The following is a 24495-nucleotide window of genomic DNA, read 5'->3' on the forward strand; positions in this document are numbered from 1 at the left end:
AGCTGGGGATGGGTAACCTACTCCCCTACTCCCCTACTCCCCTACTCCCCTACTCCCCTACTCCCCCGTCCTGCGGCGATGAAGGCAAGGTTCGTCAAAGCATTGACCGGCTCGGACCAAAGTCCACGGCCGGTTCGCTCGCAATAGAGATCGACGGGGGTGAGGAGAACCTGCCACATGGGGATGATGCCGCCGCCGAATCGAACCACGCCCTGAAATGCAGTGGCTTCCCCTATTGCGGCCTTACCCCACGGTTGCAGCGGTAAAATTTCACCGCAACGTGACTTCCCGTTGACTTCCCGTTCTGCCACATATTTCGGCAAAGCAGAACAAAGCCGGCATCACCGGCGGGAATTGGAATGGTCATGGCCTCGCGACGATCATTGTGGCTGGCAGCCTTCGCGCTGGCCTTCCCGGCTTTTGCCGGCGCTGGCCATGCCGGCGAGACCGAGAGGGCCCAGGCAGACAAGCCCCAGCTGGAGAAGCCGCTCGGCGTGATTGAGCTTTTCACCAGCCAGGGCTGCAGTTCCTGTCCGCCGGCCGATGCCTTCTTCGCCGAACTTGCCGTAAAGGAAGACCTCGTCGCGCTCTCCTATCACGTCGACTATTGGGACTATCTCGGCTGGCGGGACACGCTGAGCCACAAAGAGAATACCGAGCGCCAGAACGACTATATGCGCGCCTTCGGCAGCCGCTCCGTGTACACGCCGCAAGCGGTCATCAATGGCCGTGTCCACGTCAACGGCGCCAACCGCGGCGAAGTCGACGGCGCGCTTGCCCGCATGGCGCGGGGCGGCGAAGGCATGCGCGTCGCCATCAAGGTCAGCCGGACCAGCGACCGCGTGATCATAGACGCCGGCGATGCCGGGGCGGGCCCCAGCGACGCCCATGTCGTCATCGTCTATTTCGAGCCTCCGCAGACGGTCAAGATCGCCGAGGGTGAGAACTCCGGCCGCAAGATGACCTACTGGAACGCGGTGACCGGGATCCAGACCGCCGGCATGTGGCACGGCAAGGCGCAGCGCTACGAATTGCCGCTGAGCGAGATCACCAAGAAGGGCGGCTGCGCCGTGCTTCTGCAGTCGGTCGGCAAGGATGGCTTGCCAGGTCCCATCCTGGGCGCGGCTTTCATCCACAAGCCCGGATCCGAGACCTCTCTCGATCGAAAACTGTAACGTCACGCGGTTCGGCGCGGTTCCAGACGGAAACCGCTGCACATCGTCAGTGCCCAGTCAGGCGATCGGCAAAGGCCGCAAGGCGTGAGGTCCGGCCCAGGCCGTTTGCTTCACGCCGGTCGGCGATGCGATAGAGCTGGTACATGGTGTGCACACCGAGCCAGCGCAGCGGTTCCGGCTCCCATTTCTTGACCGTACGGTTGACCCAGGGCAGCCGGGTCAACTCGGTGTCGTGGCCGAGCACCAGGTCGCACAAGGTGCGGCCCGACAGGTTGGAGCTCGACACACCGAGCCCGACATAGCCGCCGGCCCAGCCAATGCCGCTTTCCCTATCGAAACCCGAAGTCGTGCACCAGTCGCGCGGCACGCCGAGCGTGCCGCACCAGGCATGGTCGAGACGCGCGCCCTTGGTCTGCGGCAACAGCCTGGTCAGCACCTCCTGCAGCTGGTCGATGGTCGCCTGCTGGGTCCGGCCCCGCACATCGGTGCGTGAACCGAAGCGGTAGGGCACGCCGCGGCCACCCATGGCGATGCGGCCTTCGCGCGTGCGCTGCGCGTAGCAATAGGTGTGGGCGGCATCGCCCAGCACCTCGTAGCCGTTCCAGCCGATCGCGTCCCAGAGCTTCTGCGGCAGCTTCTCCGTCACCACGATGGCGCTGTTGAGCGGCAGCCAGAGACGCTCATAGCCGGGAATGCCCGCCGTGAAGCCTTCGGTGGCGCGGACGATCTTCTGCGCCCGCACGATGCCCCTGGCGGTGGTGACCTTGCCCTTCTCGATCGCCAGCACCTGTGTCTGCTCGTAGATCGGCACGCCGAGCCGCACGACCGCCGCCGCCAGACCCTGGACCAGCTTGGCCGGCTGCACGCGCGCGACGTTGCGCACGACGAAAGCACCCAGCACCTTGTCGATGGCGATGCGCTGGCGCGCCTCCCGCGCGTCGAGGAAGGCCAGCCGCTCCGGCGGCATCTCCCAGCTCAGCAGCTCCTCGTATTCGGCCCTGGCGCGCTGCAATTGCGCGGCGTTGGTGGCGACGGTGATGTTGTCGACACGGCGGATATCGGCGTCGATGCCCTCGGCTTCCGTCACCGCGATCACCTCGTCGACCGTGCCGAACATGGCGCGCTGCATGTCGATCACCGCGCCGCGCGACGAGGTTTTTGCGTATTTCTCGCGCGACCAGCTGAAGCCGCCCGACAGCCAGCCGCCATTGCGGCCCGAAGCGCCGAAGCCGGCGAACTCCTTCTCGACGATGGCGATGCGCAGCGCGGGCTGCGCCTTCTTCAGATAGTAGGCGGTCCACAGGCCGGTGTAGCCGGCGCCGACGATACAGACATCGGCCTCGATGTCGCCGGGCAGGGACGGGCGACAGGCCGGCACGCCGCCGATATCGGCATACCAGAACGACACGTCGCCATTGTGCTTGGCTTGCATTTTTTGAAATCCGTTCCGAAATCAGGTGAGCGTAAGGTCGGCCTTGTCGTCATCGGCGAGCAGCTTCACGTCGGCGCCGGCGAACAGCACATCGACCTCGTCGCCGATGGCAAAACTGTCTGCTTCCAGCGTCGAGCGCACGATCGCTTTCGACCCGTCGGCCAGATCGACCTCGTATTTGGAGCCCGAACCGAGGTAGATCGCTTCGCCGATGCGCCCCGTGAGCCGGTTGCGGCCGTCACCGGCAACGCCGCGACGGGCGAGCGCCAGCTTTTCCATTGCAGAACTCGCATTTGTTTTCATTCACCCGGATGCGAGCGGTTTCCGGGCCTGTATTGATCGAGTTCGAACGCGCCGGCGGTCGGCGGGGCGATGATCCACAGCACCTCCGCCGGCGTGTCGCCGACATTGACCGTGCGATGCGGCACCGAGGTCGCGTATTCGACGCTGTCGCCTTCGTGCAAGACGTGGCGCTCATCGGCGAGTGTCAGTTCAACGGTGCCCTTGAGCACTAGGAACATTTCGTGCTCGCCGCTATGGACATAGGTCTCGTCGCCGGTCGAGCCGCCCACCTCGAAATGGCCGGCATAGACCTCGAATTGGTGGATCGGCCGCCGCGACAGGAGCATCTTGCGGCCGTACCTGCCAACCGGGACGACCGGCCGTTCCTCACGCCGCAGCACCTTGTGCAAGGGGCGGGCATTGTCCTCGAACAGATCGTTGATGCCAAGGTCTAGAGCGCCGGCGATCTTGAGCAGCGTGCCGGTGTTGGCGCCGCACAGATTGCGCTCGAGCTGGCTGATGAAGCTCGCCGTCGTGCCGGTCATGTCGGCGAGCTGCCGCAGCGAGACGCGCCGTGCCGTGCGCAACGCCTTGATGCGAGGGCCGACGCCGCCGGCCTCCGGCGCGGCCGCTACACCATCCAACTGTTTTGCCGTGGAGTCCGATGCGCGTGGCATTGCTGTCTCCGTTCCACTTAACACCCTATTAAGTGAGACGGCAGATGGCAAGCAGGGTCGGCGGAATTGAGTCGCGATGTGAGGGCTGGCTGCTTCGAGCCTGCGCCGGCTTCCCACGCTCGCCACGGTCCGGGTTGAAAAAAGGTCCAAAAACGAAAAAACCGACGTCAGCTTGCTTCTGACGCCGGTCATTTAGGTTTTGGGATCGTCGCACCTGGTTTTTCCGAGGAAAAGACCGAGGTTGGTTCGATCCGACGCAGACCCGTGGGCGGGGGGCTTGGGGTTTACGAGCCGGTGCCGGACCGAACCGTCTCAGGCAACGCCGGTAAATTCGTCGGACATTGGGGCATGAGCGCGGATAAAAAAAGGCAGAAATGTGGCGAAGCATCACCAATTCCAACATGCGTTTCACAAACGTGACTGGACGCGACGGAAACGGCGCACCGCCGCCTCCGCTTCGCCGGCTCTTGCAATTGCGGTGCGAAGGGGCCAACTTTGGTTGGCAAAGATTCATTTTGAGGGATCGAGGCATGACTGATGACGGCGGCGGGATGGGGGATGGAGACGCATCCGCAATATTGATCCCGCTACACGAGGCGCGACGTGAACGCCTCGACCAGCCGGTCCGCTTCGACCGGCGTGAACTGGATCTGATCCTGAGGCTCTACGGACGCATGGTCGCCGCCAATGAATGGCGCGACTACGCCATCGATCATCTCACCGACCGCGCCGTCTTTTCCGTCTTTCGCCGCGCCAGCGAAGTGCCGCTGTTCCAGATCGTCAAGGATCCGAAACTGGCACGCAAACAGGGCGCCTTCGCCGTCATCGCGGCGGGCGGCCGTATCCTCAAACGCGGCCAGGAGCTTGGCCGCGTGCTTGGCGTCTTCGATCCGAAGCTGAAGGTGGTCGAGGCGTGAAGGGGAACTGAGGAATTGAAGAAATGAGGAATTGGAGAAAAGAGCGCTAAGCGCCTGACATTTCTCCAGTTCTTCAATTCCTCAATTCTTCAATTCCCATTCTTCTCATTTCCCTCCGAGCCTGAACCTCCGCTCCGGCAGCGAATCCGGATCGGGCGCGACCAATGCCCCGCCGTTCAGCGATAGCTGCATGAACACCGTGTCCAGCCAGCGCCCATGCTTATAGCCGGAGCCTTCGAGGCGGCCGGAATGGCGAAAGCCGAGCTTCTCGTGCAACCTGACCGAGGCGCTGTCGGCGCGGCCGTCGCCGATCACCGCGACGATCTGGCGAAAGCCCGCCGCCTCGACCGCGGCGACCAGGCTTTGCATCAGCTTGAGACCGACGCCCTGGCCCTTGGCGTCAGGCGCGACATAGACCGAATCCTCGACGATGAAGCGATAGGCCGGGCGCGGCCGGAAGGGGCCGGCATAGGCATAGCCGAGCACGGCGCCGTCCTTCTCCGCCACCAGATAGGGAAAGCCGCCGGCCGCGAGCGTGGCGAATCGCGTCCCCATCTCGGCACGGCTGGGCGGCTCCAGTTCATAGCTCGCCGTGCCGTTGGCGACCGCGTCGGCATAGATTTCGGTGATGGCGTCGAGGTCGGCCGGGGTCGCCGGCCTGATCACGATGTTGCTCATTCTTTATGCAAACCTCTTTTGTGCCTTCACCAACAGCAGAGGCCCGCACAAAAGAAAAGGGCGGCCATTGGACCGCCCTTGCGAAAGTGATGGTCCAATACCCTTAGCGACGGTCGCCCATGAACTGGAGCAGGAACATGAACAGGTTGATGAAGTCGAGGTAGAGCGACAGCGCGCCCATGATCGCCTTGCGGCCGGCGACATCGGACGCGTCGCCTTCGAAATACATTTCCTTGATCTTCTGCGTGTCGTAGGCGGTGAGGCCGGCGAACACCAGCACGCCGATCGCCGATACGGCGAAGGTGAGCGCCGACGACTGCAGGAAGATGTTGATCACCGAGGCGATGATGATGCCGAACACGCCCATGATCAAGAACGAGCCCATCGCCGACAGGTCGCGCTTGGTGGTGTAGCCGAACAGCGACAGCGCCCCGAAAGCGGCGGCGGTGGCGAAGAAGGTCTGCGAGATGCTTGCCGTGGTGTATACCAGGAAGATCGAAGACAGCGACAGGCCGACCAAGCCGGCATAGACCCAGAAGGTCGTCTGCGCGGCGGCGACGCTCATCGACCGGATCCTGAACGACAGGAAGAACACGGCGGCCAGCGGGGCCAGCATGACAACCCAGCGCAGCGGCGAACCGAAGATCGCGTAGCCGAACGAGGTCAGCATCTCGCCGCTCGGCAGCGTCGCGACGGCCGAGGCCGGGTCGGTGGTGGTGGCCAGCATGATCGTGCCGATGGCGGCGAGGCCGGTGATGAGCAGACCGAGCCCCATCAGATTGTAGACCTTGATCATATACGCGCGCAGACCCTGGTCGATGTCGGCACGGACGCCGGGCACCGCCGACGTCTGATAATTGCGAATGGGATCAGCCATTGGAAATCCTCTGTTGCTTCTGCCCCGTCCGGTGTCGGGCCTCTTGCGGACCCAGGCGCCGCTGGCGGGGCTCCAGCATGCCTGCGCGGAATATGATGGTTCTTGGCGTCAAGAACAAGTCCGTAACCTGTTGTAACGGTTCGTGACGGGCTAAAATGCCGCTTCGCCGGCCGTTTCGGACGGTATTCTTACCAAGATTTAACCCGGGGCAGGCGCGCCGGACCGGCGAATCAGAGGTTGCGCAGCACGGGCGCCGCCTTGTGGCCGAGCACCCGCCAGGTGCCGGCAAGGCCGATGCCGACCGTGATCACCAGCGAAAAGGCGATCGTGGCGACCGCGACCTCCGGCATGAAATGCGACGGCAAGGCCATGATGCGCGCGACGATGTACCAGGCGGCTGCACCGCCGGCGGCGAGCGCGAAGATGGCGGTGGCGAGCCCGATCAGCATGTATTCCAGCGAGAAGGCCGATATCAGCGTCGTGCGCGTCGCGCCGAGCGTTTTCAGCACCACTGCGTCGTGGATGCGCGCCCGGTTGCCGGCGGCAAGCGCGCCGGCAAGCACCAGAACCGAGGCGATCAGCGCCACGCCGGCCGCCGCCCGGATCGCCGTGCCGAGCTGGCCGACCAGCCGGTTGACGATGTCGAGCGCGTCCTTGACCCGCACCGTCGTCACGGCCGGAAAAGCGCGGGTGACGGCGTTGAGGACGCGCGCGTCATCGGCCGTCGACGCGCTCTTTTCTGTGAGCGTCGCTATCCAGCCATGTGGGGCGCCCGCGAATGTGTTGGGCGAAAACACCATGACGAAGTTGATGCCCATCGTCTCCCATTCGACCTGGCGGAAATTGGCGATCCGGGCCGTGACGTTGCGGCCAAGCACATTGACGGTGACGGTGTCGCCGAGCTTCAGCCCGATTTCCTTGCCTTCCTTGTCGGAAAACGAAACCAGCGGCTCGCCGGCATAATTGTCCGGCCACCATTTGCCCTCGGTCAGCGTCGTGTTTTCCGGCTGCCTGGCGTCATAGGTCAAGCCGCGATCGCCCTTCAGCACCCAGGCGCCCTCGGCCGGCACCTTGACCTTGTCGACATCGACGCCGTTGAGCGCCATCACCCGGCCACGCAGCATCGGCACCCTGGCCAGCGCTCCCCGCGGCGCCTCCTTTGCGATCAGCGCGGAGAAGGCATCGACCTCGCTGCCCTGGATGTCGACGAAGAAGAAGTTGGGCGCCCGCGCCGGCAGGTTGCCGGAGATCTGGCGCCTGAGATTCCCGTCGATCAGCGCCAGCGTCACCAGGAGTGTCAGTCCAAGCCCCAGCGACAGCACCACGGACGGCGTCAGCGCACCGGGCCGGTGGATGTTGCCGATGGCGAGCCTGAGCGCGACAAAGCGCACACGCGGACTTTTCCTGGCCGCCCATTGCACCAGCGCGCCGACGAGACGCAGCACCAGGAAAGCAAAAATCGTGGCGCCGACGAAGATCGAGGCGATGCGCTGGTCGCCCGAAAACAGGATCGCCAGCGCCGCCAGGAAAAGCGCGATGCCGAGCGCGCAGACGACATAGACGGCGCGCGGCAGGCCGCGGCCTTCCAGCCCCATCTCCCGGAACAGCGCGGTCGCCGGCACATCACGGGCGCGGCCGAGCGGCAGCAGCGCGAAAGCGAGCGTCACCAGCAGGCCGAACAGGGCCGCCATGGCGAGCGCGCCGGGATAGAAGCCGCCTCGCGCCGGCACCGGAATGACGGACTGCAGGGCCGCACTTGCGGCAAAGGGCATCAGCGCACCCAGCACCAGGCCGGCGCCGATGCCGATCAGGGCGATGATCAGGATCTGCACGAGGTAGACGGCAAAGACGAAGCCGCCGGATGCCCCCAGGCTCTTGAAAGTGGCGATGACGCCGCGCTTGCCGTCGAGATAGGCACGCACCGCGTTGGCGACGCCGACGCCGCCGACCACCAGCGCGGTGAGCCCGACCAGCGTCAGGAACTGCGAGAAGCGTTCGATGTTGGAAGACAATGCCGGGGCGGCATTGCCGCGCGTGCGGATCGACCAGCCGGCCTCCGGAAAATCCCTGGCCGCCTGGTCCTGGATGGCCTTGAGCCGCGCCTCGTCGGCATCGGCGGGCAGCCGGACCTTGTAGGCATTCTCGACCAGGCTGCCCGGCTGGATCAGCCCTGTGGCGGTCAGGCCCTCTGTCGAGATCATCAGCCTTGGCGCGAAGCCGAAGCCGTCGGAGACCGCGTCGGGCTCGGTCACCAGCCTGGCGCGCAGTTCGAAGATGGCGGTGCCGAGCTTCAGCCGGTCGCCGATCTTGAGATGCAGCCGTTCGAACAGAAGGTCGGGTGCCGCAGCGCCGAAAACGCCGAACTGCCCGCCGAACAGTTCCTGCTTCGTCAGCGCCGGTTCGGTTTCCAGCGCGCCATAGAGCGGATAGGCATCGTCGACCGCCTTGGCCTCGACCAGCGCCTGGTCGGATCCGTCGGCCAGCCGCGCCATCGAGCGCATGCCGGCGGTGTGCGAAACGACGCCCAGCCCGTCGAGAAAGCCAAGTTCGGCCTGGCTGGCGTCGCGCTGGTTGATCTGGAAGCGAAGGTCGCCGCCAAGCAGCGTCTGGCCCTGATCGGCGACACCGGCGGTGATGGAGTGGGCCACCGAATTGACGCCGCCGATGGCAGCGACGCCGAGTGCTATGCAGGCGAGGAAGATGAGAAACCCGGACAGGCCGCCGCGCATCTCGCGCAGCGAGAAACGGATGGCGAGCTTCAATGTCCGCGCCAGCGGCATCAGGCAATGACCTTGATCGGCGCCGGCGCTTCGATCCTGCCGGAGCGCATCGACACCTGGCGCGAACAGCGCGCCGCGAGCGCCGGATCATGGGTGACCAACACCAGCGTCATGCCGCGCTCGGCCGCCTTGGCAAACAGCAGGTCGGCGACCTGCCGCCCCGTCGCCTGGTCGAGATTGCCGGTCGGCTCGTCGGCGATCAGGATGCGCGGCGATGGCGCCAGCGCCCGCGCGATCGCCACGCGCTGCTGCTCGCCACCGGAGAGCTCGCCGGGGTGGTGGGTGACGCGGTCGCTGAGGCCCACGGCCGCCAGTTCCCGCTCCGCCACCGAAAACGGATCCGCGTGGCCAGCCAATTCCAGCGGCACCGCGACATTTTCGAGCGCCGTCATGTTGGGGATAAGGTGGAAGGACTGAAACACGATGCCAATGTTTCGGCCACGAAACGAAGCGATTTGATCCTCGGTCTTGCCGTTGAGCAGCTCGCCCGCGATTCGTACCGTACCCGAATCGACCCGCTCCAGCCCTGCCAGCACCATCAGCAATGTGGACTTGCCGGACCCCGACGGGCCGACGATACCAGTCGCCTCGCCGCGCGCCACCTCGAGGCTGACGCCCTTCAGCACATGGACGGACGAAGCGCCTTCGCCGAGTGTCAGGGATACATCTTTCAGCGCGATGACGGCTTCTGTCAAAATGAAAGCGTCCTATATGGGGAGGGAGGCTCTGCCTGTCGCAAGCCATCGCCGGAACAATTCTATGTCATATGGGGCTTGCCGCATGTCTTTCAAACGCCGCTTTGCCGCAGGCCTGATCGTTTTCCTCGCCATTTGCGGCGCCATTTCGTCGGCGCGCGCCGAGCCATTCAAGATCGTCGGCTTCGGTGACAGCCTGATGGCGGGGTTCGGTCTTGGCCCGGGCCAGGGTTTTACAGACAAATTGCAGGCCGCCCTTCGCGCCAGGGGCCATGACGTCACCGTCGCCGATGCCGGCGTCTCCGGCGACACCTCCAGCGGCGGCCTGGCGCGGCTCGACTGGTCGGTGCCCGACGGCACGCAACTGGTGATCCTCGAACTCGGTGCCAACGACATGCTGCGCGGCGTTTCGCCCGACATCACCCGGAAGAACCTTGACGCCATGCTGGGCAAGCTCAAGGAGCGCAAGATCGCCGTGCTCCTGGCCGGCATGCGCGCCGCGCCCAATCTCGGCGCCGACTACCAGAACGCCTTCGACGCCATCTTTCCGGACCTGGCCGGCAAATACGCTGTGCCGCTCTACCCGTTCTTCCTCGACGGCGTCGCCGGCCAGCCCACCCTGCAGCTCGAGGATGGCCTGCATCCGAACGCCGGGGGTGTCGACCTGATGGTCGAGCGCATCCTGCCGACGGTCGAGAAGGCCATCGCCGCGGCCCCGGGAGGGTCGTGAGGCCGCCAGGAATCGCTTTCCGTTAGGGAAGTTTTTAGCAATGACTGTGACCAATAAACCTCTTGCTCGATCAGGCTATCGATGATTCGCTACAGGTGACAGTTCGATTCGAGGAAGGGAGGCTCTTCATGCCGCGTCTTTTCACCGCCCTCGAAATTCCGCGTGACGCTGCCCTTTCGCTGTCCCTGCTCCGGGGCGGCCTCCCCGGGGCCCGCTGGATCGACGTTGAAAACTACCATCTGACGCTGCGCTTCATCGGCGATGTCGAGGGTCATGTCGCCGACGAGATCGCCAACGCGCTGGACCGGGTGCACCGCCCGTCCTTCTCGCTGATGCTGTCGGGTGTCGGCGCTTTCGGCCAGAAGAAGCCGCACGCCGTGTGGGCCGGCGTCGCCCCATCACCGGATCTGAGCGCCCTGCAGGGCGAGATCGACCGCATCTGCCAGCGGCTCGGCTTGGCCGCCGATCCGCGCAAGTTCACGCCGCACATCACCCTGGCGAGGCTGCGCAATTCGAGCCCGCTCGACGTCGCCCAATATCTGTCGGCGCGCGGCAATTTCTCGACGCTGCCCTTCCGCATCGGCCGCTTCGTGCTGATGTCGTCGCGCGATTCGGTCGGCGGCGGCCCCTATATCGTCGAGGAAGCCTGGCCGCTGTCAGGCGTCGATACCCGCGCCGCCAGCCGTGTCGCCAGCGCCTCGGACGCCTCGCGGATCATGCGGTAGACCGAAGCAAACGCTTCCTGGTCCTCATAATAGGGATCCGGCACATCGCGCGGCTCTCCCTCGGCGAATTCCAGAAACAGGTGGACGCGGTCGCGCACCGCCGCCGGCGCCAGCGCCTTCAGGTCGGCGACGTTGGACCGGTCCATGCCGAGGATCAGGTCGAAGCGGTGAAAATCCGCCGGTGTGATCCTGCGCGCCCGCTGCCCTGAAAGGTCGATGCCGTGGCTCGTCGCGACCGCGATCGAGCGCGGATCCGGGGCGGAGCCGACCTCCCAGCCGCTGGTGGCGGCCGAATCGAGCACGATACCCCCGCCGTACCCGCGCTCTGCCAGCACGGCGCGAAGGACGCCCTCGGCCAGAGGCGACCGGCAGATGTTGCCGAGGCAGACGAAAAGAATGGAATTTATGGGCTTTATGCTCATTCGATATGCGCCGTTTGTGCATTTCGAGCCACAAAACCGCAAAACACTTTTGGGCGACTTGCACTATGGTGAGGGTCGAAATTCGAGATAGCACGGGAAATCATCATGACGAGAGAAAAACTCAGCAAGGACGCCATCACAATTGCCCTTGCCGAACTCGGCGGCTGGTCGCTGGCCACCGACGGCGCCTCGATCAAGCGCAGCTTCGTCTTCAATAATTTCTCCGAGGCCTTCGCCTTCATGACCCGCGTCGCGCTCGCTGCCGAGAAGATGGACCATCATCCCGACTGGTCGAATGTCTACAAGACGGTCGACGTGACCTTGAACACGCATGACGCCGGCGGCGTGACGGCCCTCGATATCGAGCTGGCCAAGAAGATGAACCGCTATTTCGGCGGCTGAACACCGGCTGTCCATGCTCTGGACCGGGCGCGGACCCGCCAAATCGGCGCCCGCATCTTGCAGCCGGGTTCGGCTTTCACCACATTTTGATCCGCGAGCATGCGCCAGTCCGCGCATGGGACCCGCAAGGAGAGATTGATGGCGCAACAACCCGGTTTTGACTTTTTCGGCTTTGGCGACAGGCTGGGCGGCGAGGGCGAAGTGCGCGAAAAGTTCTGGCGCACGGCCAAGAAGGCCGCGCGGCAGATACCGTTCATGGAAGACGTCGTCGCCGCCTATTACTGCGCCATGGACAAGAACACGCCGCTGCGCGCCAAGGGCATATTGGTGGCCGCGCTCGGCTATTTCGTCCTGCCGGTCGACCTCATCCCCGACTTCATCTTCGGTCTCGGCTTCACCGATGACATCGCCGTGCTGACCGCCGCGATCACCGCCGTCAGCGCCCATATCACGCCCGCGCACCGGCAGGCCGCCAAGGACGCCATCGCCGACAAGGGCTGAAGTCCCGCCGCGTCGGCCCGGCTCCTGGATCGGGCGTTCAGCGGCGCGTCAAAAGTCAAACTCTTGCCGTTTTCGTGGCCTCCAAGTCACCAAAGGGACGCCGTGCCGGCCGCTGACAAGGCGGCGGCGCGGAAATGGCGGCGGTTTCCTGGGGTGAGGGTCCTTTTCTCTTGGGAACTTCACCGTTTGGTAACCCAGATTAAATCAAAATGAACCGACGGCAGGACGCCATGCGTCCCGCCTCCGCACCATTTGGAATACGGGAAAAACGATGCGCGGATTGATTGCACTAGTTTCGAGCCTGGTCCTGGCCGCCTCGGCAGCGCCGGCGCTGGCGCAGCAGGCGACCAAGATCGGCCAGCACAATGCCTGGGGCACCTACAGTTACCAGGCGTCGGGCGGCAAGGTCTGCTACGTGCTGACCGTGCCGACCGACAAGCAGCCGCCGACGCTCGACCATGGCGACATGTTCTTCTTCGTCAGCCAGCGGCCCGGCCAGCAGGTATCCTATGAGCCGCAGTTCATCGCCGGCTACAATTTCCAGGAAGGCTCCAAGGCCACCGTCACCATCGACAAGAAGACCTTCTCGATGTTCACGCGCGGAAAATCGGCCTGGGTCGAGAACGCCGCCGAGGAGCCGGTGCTGATCGCGGCGATGAAGACCGGCACCGACATGAAGGTGTCGGCGAAATCGGGCCGCGGCAATCCCACGAACTATGTCTTCTCGCTGAAGGGTATTTCGGCGGCGCTGTCCTCGATCGCCAAGTGCAAATAGGCTATCTTCGTTTTTGAACCAAGGCCGGGCCGCAACGCCCGGCTTTTTGCTTTTTCAGCCCAGGCCTGATTCCGGTGCGGCCTCCGCCCGCCGCCGCCGGATTGCCTCGGCGATGAAGACCCGCGACAGCGCGTGATAGAGCGGCTCGTGCGAAATCAGGCGCGCCGTGCCGTAGCCCAGCATCGAGGCCAGCATCAGGCCGATGACATTGTCGTGATTGCCGGTCATTTCGAGGATGATGACGAAGGCCGTCATCGGCGCCTGCACGACCCCGGCGAAATAGCCGGCCATGCCGAGCAGCGCCGCGACGCCGGCGCTGCCGCCGAACACCAGGCCGAGCGAACTGCCGATGCCGGCGCCGACCGCCAGCGAGGGCGCGAAGATACCGCCAGGAATTCCTGAAATCATCGATAGCAGGCCGGCTGCGAATTTCTCGGCAAAGAAGAACCAGGGCAGGGGCGTGCCTTCGACGGCGCTGCGCGCCTGCACGTAGCCGGTGCCGAAGGTCAGCCCGCCCGAGACGATGCCGATCACCGCCACGGCCAGCCCGCAGACGGCCGCCACCAGCAGCGCGCGCCACAGCGGCTGCAGCGCGTTCCAGCGCCGGATGCGCCGCGTCGCCTTCAGCGCCAGCAACGAGAACAGGGCGCCAAAGCCGCCGCCGATGACGCCGCAGACGATCACCAGCGGCCAGTCGGCGGCAAACGAGATCGTGTCCTTGGACACGCCGAAATAGGTGTAGTTGCCGAGCACGCCAAGCGAGGCGAGGCCGGCCAGGATGACCGCCGTCAGCACCAGCCCGTTGGTGCGCGCCTCATAGGTGCGGCCCATCTCCTCGATGGCGAAGACGATGCCGGCAAGCGGCGTGTTGAACGCGGCGGCGATGCCGGCGGCCGATCCGGCCAGGATCAGGCCGCGCGCCTGCGCCATGCCACCCCAGCGTGCCGCCTGCAGCATCAGCGAGGCGCCGACCTGCACGGTCGGCCCTTCGCGGCCGATGGAAGCGCCGCAGAACAGGCCGACCAGCGTGAGGGCTATCTTGCCCGCCACCAGCCGCAGCGACAGGATATGGCTGCGGTCATCATCGTCGCGCAGATGCCGGGCGGCGATCGCTTGCGGAATGCCGCTGCCTTGCGAGCCCGGAAAGAAGGCGTGCGCCAGCCATGCGCACAGGACAAAGCCGAGCGGCGTGATCGCCAGCGGCAGATAGAAACGCCAGCCGCCATCATTGCCGATCACCGCATGGAACAGCGCCTGTGCCTTGTCGGCCAGCACGGCAAACAACACGCTGATCAGGCCGATCGAGATCGCACCTGCCCAGAACACCAGGCGCGGCTGCCACACACGCCGCGATGCCCACATGGCGCGCGAACGCCGCAGCATGGGATGTCTTCGCGATTGGCCGGCCATGTCTGTCCTCGTGGGGAAACCCCAGCCGTAACACAGGCACGATGCCAATCAAGCAAGAGTCTGATGATCGGACCGGGACCAAAGGGCCGCGATGTTGGGCGTCCGCTCGCGGGCATGGCTCACAAAGCGCATAAGCCGCGTTCAATCGACGTGAAAACTGCCCCGTCCCGCCGGCCTCTAGGCCGGCGGGCAAGCGCTCGCGGGGTCGTCACATGGCCATTTTTTCACATTCGGCCTGGGCCTTCTTGGTCGATGTATCGACCATGTAGGCTTTACCCTTGGCGTCGGTCATCATCATCATGCAATGCTTGATGGGCTTGGCCATTTTCATCATGTCGGCGCTCATCTTCGCGTCCGGCATCATGGTGCCCATGTGCCCGTCCGGCATGATCGCCGTCACCTGGCCCCCTTTCATCATGGTCATGGTGCCCATCGTGTCCTCGGCAAGCGCCTGCGAGGCGCAAAGAGCGGCGACGCCGGCAATGACGGCGAGTTTGATCGATTTCATTCTGCATACTCCCATTGTGCGGGGGCACAGTTGCCCCATTTCAGGGTTCGCCGATGGCTCGCCAGCCGTTACACCGACACGAATATGTGATCGATCGCGCGCCGGCAAACAGCACCAGCCAGGCGCGGCTTGTCCACCGCGACCCGGCGGCGGGACAGGCTGCCCGATCGCCCGCGGCATGACTCTGCCGCCAAGCTGTGCTATGCGCCGCGCTTGACATCGGCCCGATGGATGAAATCGGCCGTAAACCGCTTATATCAGTGGAACCATGACCCTTTCACTCGACCTTACCGCCGAAGGCGCCCGCGACGCCTTGCGCGCCCGCCCCGTGCAGGCAGAAAAGCCCTCGCTGATTGGCCTGACACGAGCCGAACTCGGCGAGGCTCTCGTCGCTTCAGGCATCGTGCCGGAGCGTCAGGCAAAAATGCGCGCCCAGCAGCTCTGGCACTGGATGTATGTGCGCGGCGTTTCAGACTTTGCCGGCATGTTCAACATCTCCAAGGACCTGCGCGCCGAGCTCGACAGGCACTTCACCGTTGCCCGGCCAGAAATCGTCGAGGAGCAGATTTCCGCCGACGGCACCAGAAAGTGGCTGTTCCGCTTCCCGCCGCGCGGCGCCGGCCGGCCGGTCGAGATCGAAACCGTCTATATCCCCGAGGAAGGCCGAGGCACGCTCTGCATCTCCTCGCAGGTCGGCTGCACCTTGACCTGCTCGTTCTGCCACACCGGCACGCAGAAGCTGGTGCGCAACCTGACCACGGAAGAAATCCTGGCGCAGTTGCTCACCGCGCGCGATCGGCTCGGCGACTTCCCCGACCGCGACACGCCAGACGGCGCCATCGTGCCGGCCGAGGGCCGCAAGGTCTCCAACATCGTCATGATGGGCATGGGCGAACCGCTCTACAATTTCGAGGCGGTGAAGAAGGCGCTGCTGATCGCCTCCGACGGCGACGGCCTGTCCCTGTCGAAGCGCCGCATCACGCTGTCGACCTCCGGCGTCGTGCCCGAGATTTTCCGCACCGGCGAGGAGATCGGCGTCATGCTGGCGATCTCGCTGCATGCCACCAATGACGATCTGCGCGACTTGCTGGTGCCGATCAACAAGAAGTATCCGCTGAAGGAGCTGATCGCCGCCTGCCGCGCCTATCCCGGCCTCTCCAATGCCAGGCGCATCACTTTCGAATATGTGATGCTGAAGGACGTCAACGATTCCATCGAGGACGCCAAGGGCCTGATCAAGCTGCTCAAGGGCATTCCGGCCAAGATCAACCTGATCCCCTTCAACCCGTGGCCGGGCACCAACTACCAGTGCTCGGACTGGGAGACGATCGAGAAATTCGCCGACTACATCAACAATGCCGGCTATGCCTCGCCGATCCGCACGCCGCGCGGCCGCGACATCCTGGCCGCCTGCGGCCAGCTGAAGTCGGAATCGGAGCGCATGCGCAAGGTCGACCGGCTGGCGCTGGAGGCCATGATGATCGCGGGGCACGGCGAGGTGTGAGCCGTCTCGTCGCCGGCCTCCCGCGCCTCGCCATAATAGCAGTCGGCTACGTCGCCGCCGTGCTGACCTCTATCCTGGTGCCTGTGCTGCTGATCGTTCTTCTGGCCGGGATCGAGGACGGCAACTGGTCGATCATTTTCACATTCGACTGGCTGGCCTCCTTCCCGCTCGCCGTGCTGACCGTGGCGATCTGCGCGCTGCTGATCGTCGGTCCCGCGATCTTCCTCGCCGAACGGCTGGCGCTGCGGGGATGGTTCTACTTCGCCGTCACGGGTGCGGTCACGTCGATCGCCTTCGGTGTTTTTGTCCCCGGCTCGGCCGGAGGCTTCGTTTTCAACCCGGGCTTCCTCGGTTTTCTGGCCGCGGCCGGTGTTGCCGCCGGCTGGGTCTACTGGCTTCTGGCTGGACACAAGTCCGGGCATCTCACGGGACGCGACCCCCCATGACCCGTCTCGTCGCCTATATCGTGCGCTTCGCCGTCATCCTGTTCGGCTACGCCGTCGCCGCGCTGGCGGCGAGCGCCTTCCTCAACATCCTGTTCCTGGCCTCGCTCGGCTACGCGCCGGCGCAAGCCCATCCGGCGGCGGCGGCATCGCTCTATTTTTCCATTCCTTTCGTCGCCCTGTTCGTCGCTTATTTCGGCTTCATGCCGGCCGCCGTCGTCATCCTGATTGCCGAAATCCTGGGCCGGCGCGACTGGCTGTTCTACGCGCTGGCGGGCGCGCTGGTGGCGGGGGTTTTCCTCGGCCTCGTCGACAATGTCCGCGAATCCGCTTTCGCGGTCACCGAGACCAGCGCCATCATGGCCGTCATTGGCGGCGGCATGGTCGGCGGCATCTTCTACTGGCTCAGCGCCGGGCGCTGGGCGGGAAGCTGGTGGGAGGTCGAGAAAGCCCCTACTTCGCCTGGGCAGTCAGGATCTTGAGCGCGAAGGCCGAGAACACGCCGGCGAAGAGATAGTCGACCACCCGCGTCACGCGCGGGCTGGCCTTCATCGCCGCCGAGAATTTTTCCGCCGCCAGCACCATCGGCACCGTCACCGGGATCGACAGGACGATGAACATGGCGCCGAGGAAGAACAGCTTCCCGGGCGCGTTCGGATCGTGCGCGGAGACGAATTGCGGCAGGAAGGTCATGAAGAACAGAATGACCTTCGGGTTGAGCAGGTTCACGCCGATCCCCGCCGCCCAACTGCGCAGCAGCGAAATCCGCGGGCCTGTCTTCTTCTCCGGCGAGAAGGCCGAGCCCTTGGCGATCGCCTGCCAGGCCAGGAAGACGAGATAGCCGGCGCCAAAGATCTTCAGCACGAAGAAAGCCATCGGCGAGGCGACGATCAGCGCCGAGACGCCGACCACCACCAGCGTGGTGTGGATCAGCGTGCCGCACAACGCGCCGGCCATCGAGGCAAAGCCGGTGGCCCGCCCCTGGCTCAGCGTGCGCGAGACGAACAGCGTCATGTCAGGGCCCGGCGTGATCGCCAGGATCACGGTGGCGATCGCGAACTGGATCAGCGTGGTCGTGTCGGGAATGAAGGACATGCAAGGCCTCGGGAAGGTCCCGAGCCTATACAAGATACGCCGCGCCGACGCCAGATGCGCAGGCGGGAGTATCCTCCCGCGGCGGGGTTTTCTAAGCCGCCGACAGATCGATCTCGGCCAGCGAATGGGCGGCCGCTCCGGTCAGCAAAATCTGGTCGATCGGCTTGGGGCGGCCGAGGAAGTAGCCTTGCGCCTCGTTGCAGCCTTCCACTTGCAGGATGGTGAGCTGGACATGCGTCTCGACACCTTCGGCAAGCACCGGAATGTCGAGGCTGCGCCCCAGTGTCAGCACCGCGCGGATGATCGCCTTGGCCTGCGGGCTGCGCTCGACATCGGCCATGAAGGAACGGTCGAGCTTGATCTTGTCGAACGGAAACGAGCGCAGGGTGTCGAGCGACGAATAGCCGGTGCCGAAATCGTCGATCGCGATCGTCACGCCCAGCGCCTTGATCTGGCGCAGCACGTGCAGCGTGCGGACCTTGTCGGCGACGATCGTCGATTCGGTCAGCTCCAGTTCGAGGCGCCTCGGCGACAGGCCGGTTTCGACCAGGATCTGGTGGACGAGCTTGGCGAGATCGGCATGGGCGAGCTGCACCGGCGACAGGTTGACCGCGATCTTGTGACCCTTGTCCCAGGACGCTGCCTGGCGGCACGCGGTGCGCAGCACCCATTCGCCGATCGCCAGGATCGAGCCATTCTCCTCGGCGATCGGAATGAATTCGGCGGGCGGGATCATGCCATGCACCGGATGGGTCCAGCGCAGCAACGCCTCGTAGCCGCAGGTGGCGCCGGTCGAGACCGAAGTCTGCACCTGGTAGTGGAGCGTGAGTTCGCCACGTTCGATGGCCTGGCGAAGGTCGGTGGCCAGGGCGCGCCGTGCCCGCGCCGTCTCGTCCATGGCCGATTCGTAGAAACAGACGGCCCGCGCCACGTCGTTCTTGGCCCGGTACATGGCCAGATCCGCATTGCTGACCAGCCTCTCCCGGTCGGCCCCGTCACGCGGATAGACGGCGACGCCGATGCTGGCGCCGGTAACGGTCTCGAAATCGTCGAGCAGCAGCGGCTCGAACAGGGACTTCTCCAGGCGTGAAACCAGGCCGAGCAGCTCGTTCTGGTCCTTGAATTGCTTGATGGCGGCGAATTCGTCGCCGCCGAGCCTGGCGACGAACTCGCCGTCGCCGGTCAGTTTCGCCAGCCTGCGGGCGATGATCTTGAGTGCCTGATCGCCGGCCGCATGGCCCCTGAGGTCGTTGATCTCCTTGAAGCGGTCGAGATCGATGACGATGACGGCCGTCATCGCGCCTCCCTCGCGTGCCCGCTCGATCTCATGGTCGAGGCGGTCGTTGAAGGAGACCCGGTTGGCGAGACCTGTCAGCGCATCGTTGAGGGCAAGGTGCTGCAGTCGCTCGAAGCTCTCGAGCCGGCCGCGTTCGTCGATCAGGTAGCTGGCAAAGCCTGTGGCCGCGACGATCAGGCCGACCACGGCGACGGCGACGGCCATCGCTTCGAGGATATCGGGATTGGTGCCCGTGGTGATGAAGGAGAGCGGCGTCACCGCCACCGCGGCCATGGCCGTGAAATGCAGGCCGACGATCGCCAGCACCAGCAATCCGATGCCGAGATAGTGCGACCAGCGATATGGCCGGCGCTCCGCCTGGCCGATCGCCACGGCGGAGAACGCCATCGCGATCAGCAGCGAAGCGACCACATAGCGGGCGTCCCATTCGACGATGCCGGCCACGTGATAGGCGATCATGCCGGTATAGTGCATGGCACAGATTGCCAGCCCGACAAGGCATCCGCCCCATTCCGGCGCCAGGCCGCGGCTTTTGTCGAGGGCAAGACCGAAACCCGCCCCGGTTCCAACCATGGCGATGACCAGGGATATCATGGTGAGCGCCGGATCGAAGGTGATCGGCGCGCCGGGCTGATAGGCCAGCATGGCGATGAAATGCGTACACCAGATCGAAGAGCCGGCCGCGACCGCGGTCAGGAACAGCCAGCCCCGCATCTGCATGCCGACGGTCTTCCTGGCGCGATCCAGGAGACCGATCGTCACCCAGCAGCCGGTGACGCACATCAGCGCGGCCAGCAGGACAAGCCACAGATTATGCTCCGTGACGATGCAGGATATAACGCGCATCGAGGATGACCCAAGCCCGAGGATACCCGCGACGAACGGGCACAAGCCGCTTCGGCGCCAACATGCGGCCAGGCGGCTCTGTCTTGGATGTTTAGCGGCTGGGGGTGAAAACTTGATTAAATACGAGGTATAAATGCAGCCGCTGATTGTAGCAGGTTGTTTCCCCAACCAGTTTGGCTGCCCCGCCATTGGCTGGATCAGAAGGCTGGCGCCGCCTGCGCTTGCTCGCTTTGCGGTTCCTGCTAAAAGGCGCTCCGACAATCCGTGACGCCATTGCCTCAAGCGTCCACTTTTCGACGGAGCAGAAATGTCCAAGACCAAAGACGTCAAGAAGGTCGTGCTCGCCTATTCCGGCGGCCTCGACACATCCATCATCCTGAAATGGCTGCAGACCGAACTCGGCGCCGAAGTCGTCACCTTCACCGCCGATCTCGGCCAGGGCGGCGAATTGGAGCCGGCGCGCAAGAAGGCCGAGATGATGGGCATCAAGGACATCCGCATCGTCGACGTGCGCGAGGAATTCGTCGCCGACTTCGTCTTCCCGATGTTCCGCGCCAACACCGTCTACGAAGGCACCTATCTCTTGGGAACCTCGATCGCGCGGCCGCTGATCTCCAAGCACCTGGTCGACATCGCCAGGGAGACCGGCGCCGACGCCATCGCGCATGGCGCCACCGGCAAGGGCAACGACCAGGTCCGCTTCGAGCTTTCGGCCTATGCGCTCAACCCCGACATCAAGGTGATCGCGCCATGGCGCGACTGGTCGTTCAAGTCGCGCACCGACCTGATCAACTTCGCCGAACAGCATCAGATTCCCGTGGCCAAGGACAAGCGCGGCGACGCGCCGTTCTCGGTCGACGCCAATCTTCTGCACTCCTCTTCCGAGGGCAAGGTGCTGGAAGATCCATGGAGCGAGCCGCCGGAATTCGTCCACCAGCGCACCGTGTCGCCGATGGACGCCCCGGACGCCGTCACCGAGATCGAAATCGAGTTCCTCAAGGGCGATCCGGTCGCGCTCAACGGCAAGAAGCTGTCGCCGGCCACCATGCTGGCCGCCCTCAACGATCTCGGCCGCGACAATGGCATCGGCCGACTCGACCTGGTCGAGAACCGTTTCGTCGGCATGAAATCGCGGGGCGTGTATGAAACGCCCGGCGGCGCCATCCTGATCGTGGCCCATCGCGCCATCGAATCGATTACGCTCGACCGGGGTGCGGCGCACCTCAAGGACGAGTTCATGCCGCGCTACGCGGAACTCATCTACAACGGCTTCTGGTTCTCGCCCGAGCGTCTGATGCTGCAGGCGATGATCGACAAGAGCCAGGAAGACGTCGAAGGCACGGTGCGGCTGAAGCTCTACAAGGGCAACGTCATGGTCACCGGCCGCAAGTCGAAGAAGACGCTCTATTCCGACGCGCTGGTTACCTTCGAGGACGACCGTGGCGCCTACGACCAGAAGGACGCCGCCGGCTTCATCCGCCTCAACGCGCTGAGGCTGCGGACTTTGGCCGCGCGCAACCGCAACAGCTAGACGGAATGCGCTGTCCCGGCCGATGCCTGGTGCCGCTGGTCCTTCTGGCGGCCCCAGCCATGGCCGGGGATTTCGACCCTGGCCCGCTCGACCTTGCCGCGCTGATCGAGTGCCGGGTCGACGTGCCCAGCTACAACGGCTTTGCCCTTTGGCTGGCAGGCGAGCCCAGCGTGGCGGACACGCTCGGCTGGAAAGAAGTTCCGTCAGGCAATCCGTTCCTGCGCCAATACAGCTTGCCCGCCCCGGTCCACGTCTTCGGGCGCGAGACCGGAGCGATCGTCTTTACCGCGACGGGCCCGATGGCGGTGCTTGACGGCATCGCCGCACCGGACCTCGCCCGCCAGCTCGACGTCCCGGCGACGATCTCGACGCCGGGCAAATTCCTCGGCGAGAAGGTCGTGGCCGAAAACACCGAGGAAGCCGGCGGCGTGAGCCTTGTCACGCGCATCACGCTCAACGTCTCGACGGTCGAGTCCCATCCCGGCAAGGCGCTGGCCGGCTGCTCCTATGCGCTCGACGTGAAATGAAAAACCCGGCGCGGAGGCCGGGTTCTTCGTTCAATACCGTATGTTCGATCAGTTGGCATCGATCGCGTCGGCGATGCGGGCGATGGCTTGCTGATAGACGTTTGCCGAATTCCAGCCGGCAATCGCGCCCATATTGGCGCTCGCGCTCGCGCCGGCCCGCCAGCCATGACCCTTGAGGTAGTTGGCGGTGGAAGCCAGCGCGGTGGCCTTGTCGCGCAGGTTTCCGTTGCCGACCGCATATTTCAAGACATTTCCGGGCAGGAACTGCGTGTGGCCGACCTCGCCATGCATGGCGCCGACCGACGACGAGGTCAACGCGCCGCGGTCAACCAGCTTCAGGGCCGCGATGGCATGCGGGTGGAAATAGTCCGGACGGCGGCAATCATAGGCAAGCGTCAAAATCGCTGAGACCGTGTTCTGGTTGCCCATCGAGGCACCGAAGCCGGTTTCCATGCCCCAGATGGCGAGCAACACGCCCGGCGACACGCCGTAATTGGCTTCGATCTGGTTGAACAGCGCCGCGTTCGACTTCTTCAGCGAACGGCCCTTGGAAATGATCGCCGACCCGCCACGGCGTTTCATGAAATCGTCCACCGAGCCGCTGAAAGCCTTGTGGATGGCGCGGTCCGCGGAGATCGTCCTGGTTGCGTAGGTGGCGCCCGCCAGAGCGGCCAGGCCCCTCGACCCGACACCCTCGGACTTGGCCTCGGCGGCGAAATCCTGCTTCCAGGCGTCGAAGCCGGCGCCGGTCTTGCCGCAACTGGCCGCCGCCTGCGCGCCCGTTGCCAGCCCAAGCACCGCCACCATTGCGGCCGCTAAAATCCTACCCTTGGCAAGAAATGCCATGTTGTTCTCCTGATTGCCTGATTCACGTCCCGATTGCGAATTTGCCAGCGAAACGCGCATTTGTCACCGTCTGTGGCGCGATGCTGGCGAATGCCGGGGAATTTGCCTACGATCAAGTGATTATTATGGCGAGGCCAGGCATGAGAGACGTTGATGCCGGCCGTGGACAGCATCGGCGGGGCGGCCGGACCGGCGAAGCGAAATAGTCTCGATGGAGTGCGGAACGCCGGCCGGTGGTTCGCGTTTGGGCACGGGCCGCCATGCATCCTATGCCTTCCTGATGAATTGAGATCGACATGAAACTTTTCGACTGCCCGCATTGCGGCCACCGTCTCTATTTCGAGAACGCCCAATGCCTGAACTGCCGCAGTCTCGTGCTCTATGATCCCGAGGGCGCGCACTTTGTCTTGTCCGGCGTCGATGGCGCCATCCAGTGCACAAACGCCGACGAATGCGCCTGCAACTGGATGGCCGAGCCGGGGCAGGTCTTCTGCCGTGCCTGCGTGCTGAACCAGCTGATCCCCGACCTCTCCGTCGACGGCAACCGCCGCCGCTGGATCCGTGTCGAGGCAGCGAAGAAGCGCGCCATCTATTCGCTGCTCGCCTTCGGCCTGCCGGTCGCGCCCAAGCAGAGCCCGACGGACGAAATCGGCCTGGCCTTCGACTTCCTCGCCGATCCGATCGGTGGGGGCCCGGGGGGCGAACGGATTCTCACCGGTCACGACAACGGCCTGATCACGCTGAACGTCGCCGAGGCCGATTCAGCCGAGCGTGAAAGACGTCGCATCGAGATGGGCGAGAACTACCGCACCCTGCTCGGCCATTTCCGCCACGAGCTCGGCCATTATTACTGGGACCGCCTGATCCGCGACGATCCCCAAAGGCTGGAGGCCTTTCGCGCTTTGTTCGGCGACGAACGCGCCGACTACGAACAGGCGCTGAAGGCTTACTACACCAACGGCGCCGCGCCCGACTGGCAGCAAAACCACATCTCGGCCTACGCCACCTCGCACCCATGGGAGGACTGGGCCGAGACCTGGGCCCACCACCTGCATATCACCGACACGCTGGAGATGGTCCATGCCTTGAACTTCCCGCTCGGCCGCCTGGAGACGGTGGAGGCGAACGAACTGCCACGGGGCGACACCGGCGGTGAACTGCAGGCAGCGCCTTCGGAGCCTGCAAACACGCCCGAGCCTTTCGACAGGATCCTTGTCCGCTGGCTGGTGCTGTCGGAAGCCTCCAATTCGATCAACCGCTGCATGGGCCTGCCCGATCTCTACCCCTTCGTCATTTCGGACGTGACGGCGCAAAAACTGGCCTTTGTTCACGACCTTGTGACCGATTTGCCGAAAGGCGCGGGAACAAATCGTGAGTTGGCTCGCGCACTTTAGCCGGAACGCATGCGCCGCTGCCCCGT

General features: G+C 64.6%; 26 protein-coding genes. 13 read left to right on the forward strand and 13 right to left on the reverse strand.

The window, feature by feature from the left end; translation table 11 throughout:
- Positions 1 to 359: 359 nt before the first annotated feature.
- Complete coding sequence (locus EN845_RS23315) at positions 360 to 1175, forward strand: thioredoxin family protein (protein WP_127872803.1); 816 nt, start codon at positions 360 to 362, stop codon at positions 1173 to 1175.
- Between the two features lie 46 nt (positions 1176 to 1221).
- On the opposite strand, the gene EN845_RS23320 is transcribed toward EN845_RS23315, so the two are convergent.
- Genes EN845_RS23320 through EN845_RS23330 form a run of 3 tightly spaced genes read right to left on the reverse strand, consistent with a single transcriptional unit; the run spans position 1222 to position 3566 of the window.
- Entirely contained in the window at positions 1222 to 2607 is a 1386-nt protein-coding gene (locus EN845_RS23320; RefSeq protein ID WP_127872802.1) for an FAD-binding oxidoreductase, read from the reverse strand.
- A gap of 21 nt (positions 2608 to 2628) precedes the next feature.
- Positions 2629 to 2886, reverse strand: coding sequence for a TOBE domain-containing protein (locus EN845_RS23325; RefSeq protein WP_245511786.1), 258 nt, complete (start codon positions 2884 to 2886; stop codon positions 2629 to 2631).
- Positions 2887 to 2906: 20 nt separating this feature from the next.
- Positions 2907 to 3566 (reverse strand): XRE family transcriptional regulator, encoded by a 660-nt coding sequence (locus EN845_RS23330; RefSeq protein ID WP_127872801.1) that lies wholly within the window; start codon positions 3564 to 3566, stop codon positions 2907 to 2909.
- A 530-nt stretch (positions 3567 to 4096) separates the two neighbouring features.
- Here EN845_RS23330 and EN845_RS23335 point away from each other — a divergent pair.
- Positions 4097 to 4483 (forward strand): DUF2794 domain-containing protein, encoded by a 387-nt coding sequence (locus EN845_RS23335; protein ID WP_127279199.1) that lies wholly within the window; start codon positions 4097 to 4099, stop codon positions 4481 to 4483.
- Between the two features lie 105 nt (positions 4484 to 4588).
- On the opposite strand, the gene EN845_RS23340 is transcribed toward EN845_RS23335, so the two are convergent.
- From EN845_RS23340 to EN845_RS23355, 4 genes are all read right to left on the reverse strand, one after another.
- Complete coding sequence (locus EN845_RS23340; RefSeq protein ID WP_127872800.1) at positions 4589 to 5161, reverse strand: GNAT family N-acetyltransferase; 573 nt, start codon at positions 5159 to 5161, stop codon at positions 4589 to 4591.
- A 103-nt stretch (positions 5162 to 5264) separates the two neighbouring features.
- Positions 5265 to 6038, reverse strand: a complete 774-nt coding sequence (locus tag EN845_RS23345) for a Bax inhibitor-1/YccA family protein (RefSeq protein ID WP_127872799.1) — start codon at positions 6036 to 6038, stop codon at positions 5265 to 5267.
- A gap of 230 nt (positions 6039 to 6268) precedes the next feature.
- Entirely contained in the window at positions 6269 to 8818 is a 2550-nt protein-coding gene (locus EN845_RS23350; RefSeq protein ID WP_127872798.1) for an ABC transporter permease, read from the reverse strand.
- The gene (locus tag EN845_RS23355; RefSeq protein WP_127872797.1) at positions 8818 to 9513 is read right to left on the reverse strand and encodes an ABC transporter ATP-binding protein; all 696 of its coding nucleotides are present in this window, start codon (positions 9511 to 9513) and stop codon (positions 8818 to 8820) included. Before EN845_RS23355 ends, EN845_RS23350 begins: the two co-directional genes overlap by 1 nt.
- An 85-nt stretch (positions 9514 to 9598) precedes the next feature.
- On the opposite strand from EN845_RS23355, the gene EN845_RS23360 reads away from it, so the two are divergent.
- Both EN845_RS23360 and thpR read left to right on the forward strand, forming a co-directional pair.
- The gene (locus EN845_RS23360; RefSeq protein ID WP_127872796.1) at positions 9599 to 10243 is read left to right on the forward strand and encodes an arylesterase; all 645 of its coding nucleotides are present in this window, start codon (positions 9599 to 9601) and stop codon (positions 10241 to 10243) included.
- Between the two features lie 128 nt (positions 10244 to 10371).
- Entirely contained in the window at positions 10372 to 10968 is a 597-nt protein-coding gene (thpR, locus tag EN845_RS23365) for an RNA 2',3'-cyclic phosphodiesterase (RefSeq protein ID WP_127278705.1), read from the forward strand.
- Here thpR and EN845_RS23370 read toward each other — a convergent pair.
- The gene (locus EN845_RS23370; RefSeq protein ID WP_127872795.1) at positions 10872 to 11390 is read right to left on the reverse strand and encodes a low molecular weight protein-tyrosine-phosphatase; all 519 of its coding nucleotides are present in this window, start codon (positions 11388 to 11390) and stop codon (positions 10872 to 10874) included. The two genes, thpR and EN845_RS23370, sit on opposite strands and share 97 nt — an antisense overlap.
- Positions 11391 to 11495: 105 nt before the next feature.
- Between EN845_RS23370 and EN845_RS23375 the strand changes: the two genes are divergently transcribed.
- The 3 genes from EN845_RS23375 to EN845_RS23385 all read left to right on the forward strand — a co-directional run bounded on the left by EN845_RS23375 (position 11496) and on the right by EN845_RS23385 (position 13068).
- On the forward strand, positions 11496 to 11792 hold the full coding sequence (locus tag EN845_RS23375) for a 4a-hydroxytetrahydrobiopterin dehydratase (protein WP_127872794.1): 297 nt from the start codon (positions 11496 to 11498) through the stop codon (positions 11790 to 11792).
- A 138-nt stretch (positions 11793 to 11930) separates the two neighbouring features.
- The gene (locus EN845_RS23380; protein ID WP_127278702.1) at positions 11931 to 12293 is read left to right on the forward strand and encodes a YkvA family protein; all 363 of its coding nucleotides are present in this window, start codon (positions 11931 to 11933) and stop codon (positions 12291 to 12293) included.
- A 271-nt stretch (positions 12294 to 12564) separates the two neighbouring features.
- Positions 12565 to 13068 (forward strand): invasion associated locus B family protein, encoded by a 504-nt coding sequence (locus EN845_RS23385; RefSeq protein ID WP_127278701.1) that lies wholly within the window; start codon positions 12565 to 12567, stop codon positions 13066 to 13068.
- A gap of 54 nt (positions 13069 to 13122) precedes the next feature.
- Here the strand turns inward: EN845_RS23385 and EN845_RS23390 are convergent, their stop codons facing one another.
- On the reverse strand, positions 13123 to 14478 hold the full coding sequence (locus EN845_RS23390; protein WP_127872793.1) for a chloride channel protein: 1356 nt from the start codon (positions 14476 to 14478) through the stop codon (positions 13123 to 13125).
- Between the two features lie 208 nt (positions 14479 to 14686).
- Positions 14687 to 14986, reverse strand: coding sequence for a hypothetical protein (locus EN845_RS23395; protein ID WP_127872792.1), 300 nt, complete (start codon positions 14984 to 14986; stop codon positions 14687 to 14689).
- Between the two features lie 268 nt (positions 14987 to 15254).
- Between EN845_RS23395 and rlmN the strand changes: the two genes are divergently transcribed.
- The 3 genes from rlmN to EN845_RS23410 are packed head-to-tail and all read left to right on the forward strand — an operon-like array spanning position 15255 to position 17415.
- Positions 15255 to 16490 carry a 23S rRNA (adenine(2503)-C(2))-methyltransferase RlmN gene (rlmN, locus tag EN845_RS23400; protein WP_127872791.1) on the forward strand — a complete coding sequence of 412 codons (1236 nt, stop codon included), beginning with the start codon at positions 15255 to 15257 and terminating at the stop codon, positions 16488 to 16490.
- On the forward strand, positions 16487 to 16936 hold the full coding sequence (locus EN845_RS23405) for a hypothetical protein (protein WP_127872790.1): 450 nt from the start codon (positions 16487 to 16489) through the stop codon (positions 16934 to 16936). The genes rlmN and EN845_RS23405 overlap by 4 nt, the downstream gene beginning before the upstream one ends.
- The gene (locus EN845_RS23410; RefSeq protein ID WP_127872789.1) at positions 16933 to 17415 is read left to right on the forward strand and encodes a hypothetical protein; all 483 of its coding nucleotides are present in this window, start codon (positions 16933 to 16935) and stop codon (positions 17413 to 17415) included. Before EN845_RS23405 ends, EN845_RS23410 begins: the two co-directional genes overlap by 4 nt.
- Here the strand turns inward: EN845_RS23410 and EN845_RS23415 are convergent.
- The gene (locus EN845_RS23415; RefSeq protein WP_127280596.1) at positions 17387 to 18028 is read right to left on the reverse strand and encodes a LysE family translocator; all 642 of its coding nucleotides are present in this window, start codon (positions 18026 to 18028) and stop codon (positions 17387 to 17389) included. The genes EN845_RS23410 and EN845_RS23415 overlap by 29 nt on opposite strands.
- A gap of 91 nt (positions 18029 to 18119) precedes the next feature.
- On the reverse strand, positions 18120 to 20171 hold the full coding sequence (locus tag EN845_RS23420; protein WP_127872788.1) for a bifunctional diguanylate cyclase/phosphodiesterase: 2052 nt from the start codon (positions 20169 to 20171) through the stop codon (positions 18120 to 18122).
- 307 nt (positions 20172 to 20478) lie between these two features.
- On the opposite strand from EN845_RS23420, the gene EN845_RS23425 reads away from it, so the two are divergent.
- Together EN845_RS23425 and EN845_RS23430 are read left to right on the forward strand one after the other, a co-directional pair.
- Entirely contained in the window at positions 20479 to 21702 is a 1224-nt protein-coding gene (locus tag EN845_RS23425; protein ID WP_127872787.1) for an argininosuccinate synthase, read from the forward strand.
- 5 nt (positions 21703 to 21707) lie between these two features.
- Positions 21708 to 22229 carry a hypothetical protein gene (locus EN845_RS23430; protein ID WP_127872786.1) on the forward strand — a complete coding sequence of 174 codons (522 nt, stop codon included), beginning with the start codon at positions 21708 to 21710 and terminating at the stop codon, positions 22227 to 22229.
- 48 nt (positions 22230 to 22277) lie between these two features.
- Here EN845_RS23430 and EN845_RS23435 read toward each other — a convergent pair whose 3' ends face one another.
- A complete protein-coding gene (locus EN845_RS23435) occupies positions 22278 to 23075 on the reverse strand; it encodes a lytic transglycosylase domain-containing protein (protein ID WP_127872785.1) in 798 nt (265 codons plus the stop codon).
- 296 nt (positions 23076 to 23371) lie between these two features.
- Between EN845_RS23435 and EN845_RS23440 the strand changes: the two genes are divergently transcribed.
- Positions 23372 to 24469: a putative zinc-binding metallopeptidase gene (locus EN845_RS23440; RefSeq protein WP_127872784.1), complete on the forward strand. Its 1098-nt coding sequence runs from the start codon at positions 23372 to 23374 to the stop codon at positions 24467 to 24469.
- The last annotated feature ends 26 nt before the right edge of the window (positions 24470 to 24495 follow it).

The sequence above is a fragment of the Mesorhizobium sp. M8A.F.Ca.ET.202.01.1.1 genome (assembly GCF_004791595.1).
Classification (GTDB): Bacteria; Pseudomonadota; Alphaproteobacteria; order Rhizobiales; family Rhizobiaceae; genus Mesorhizobium.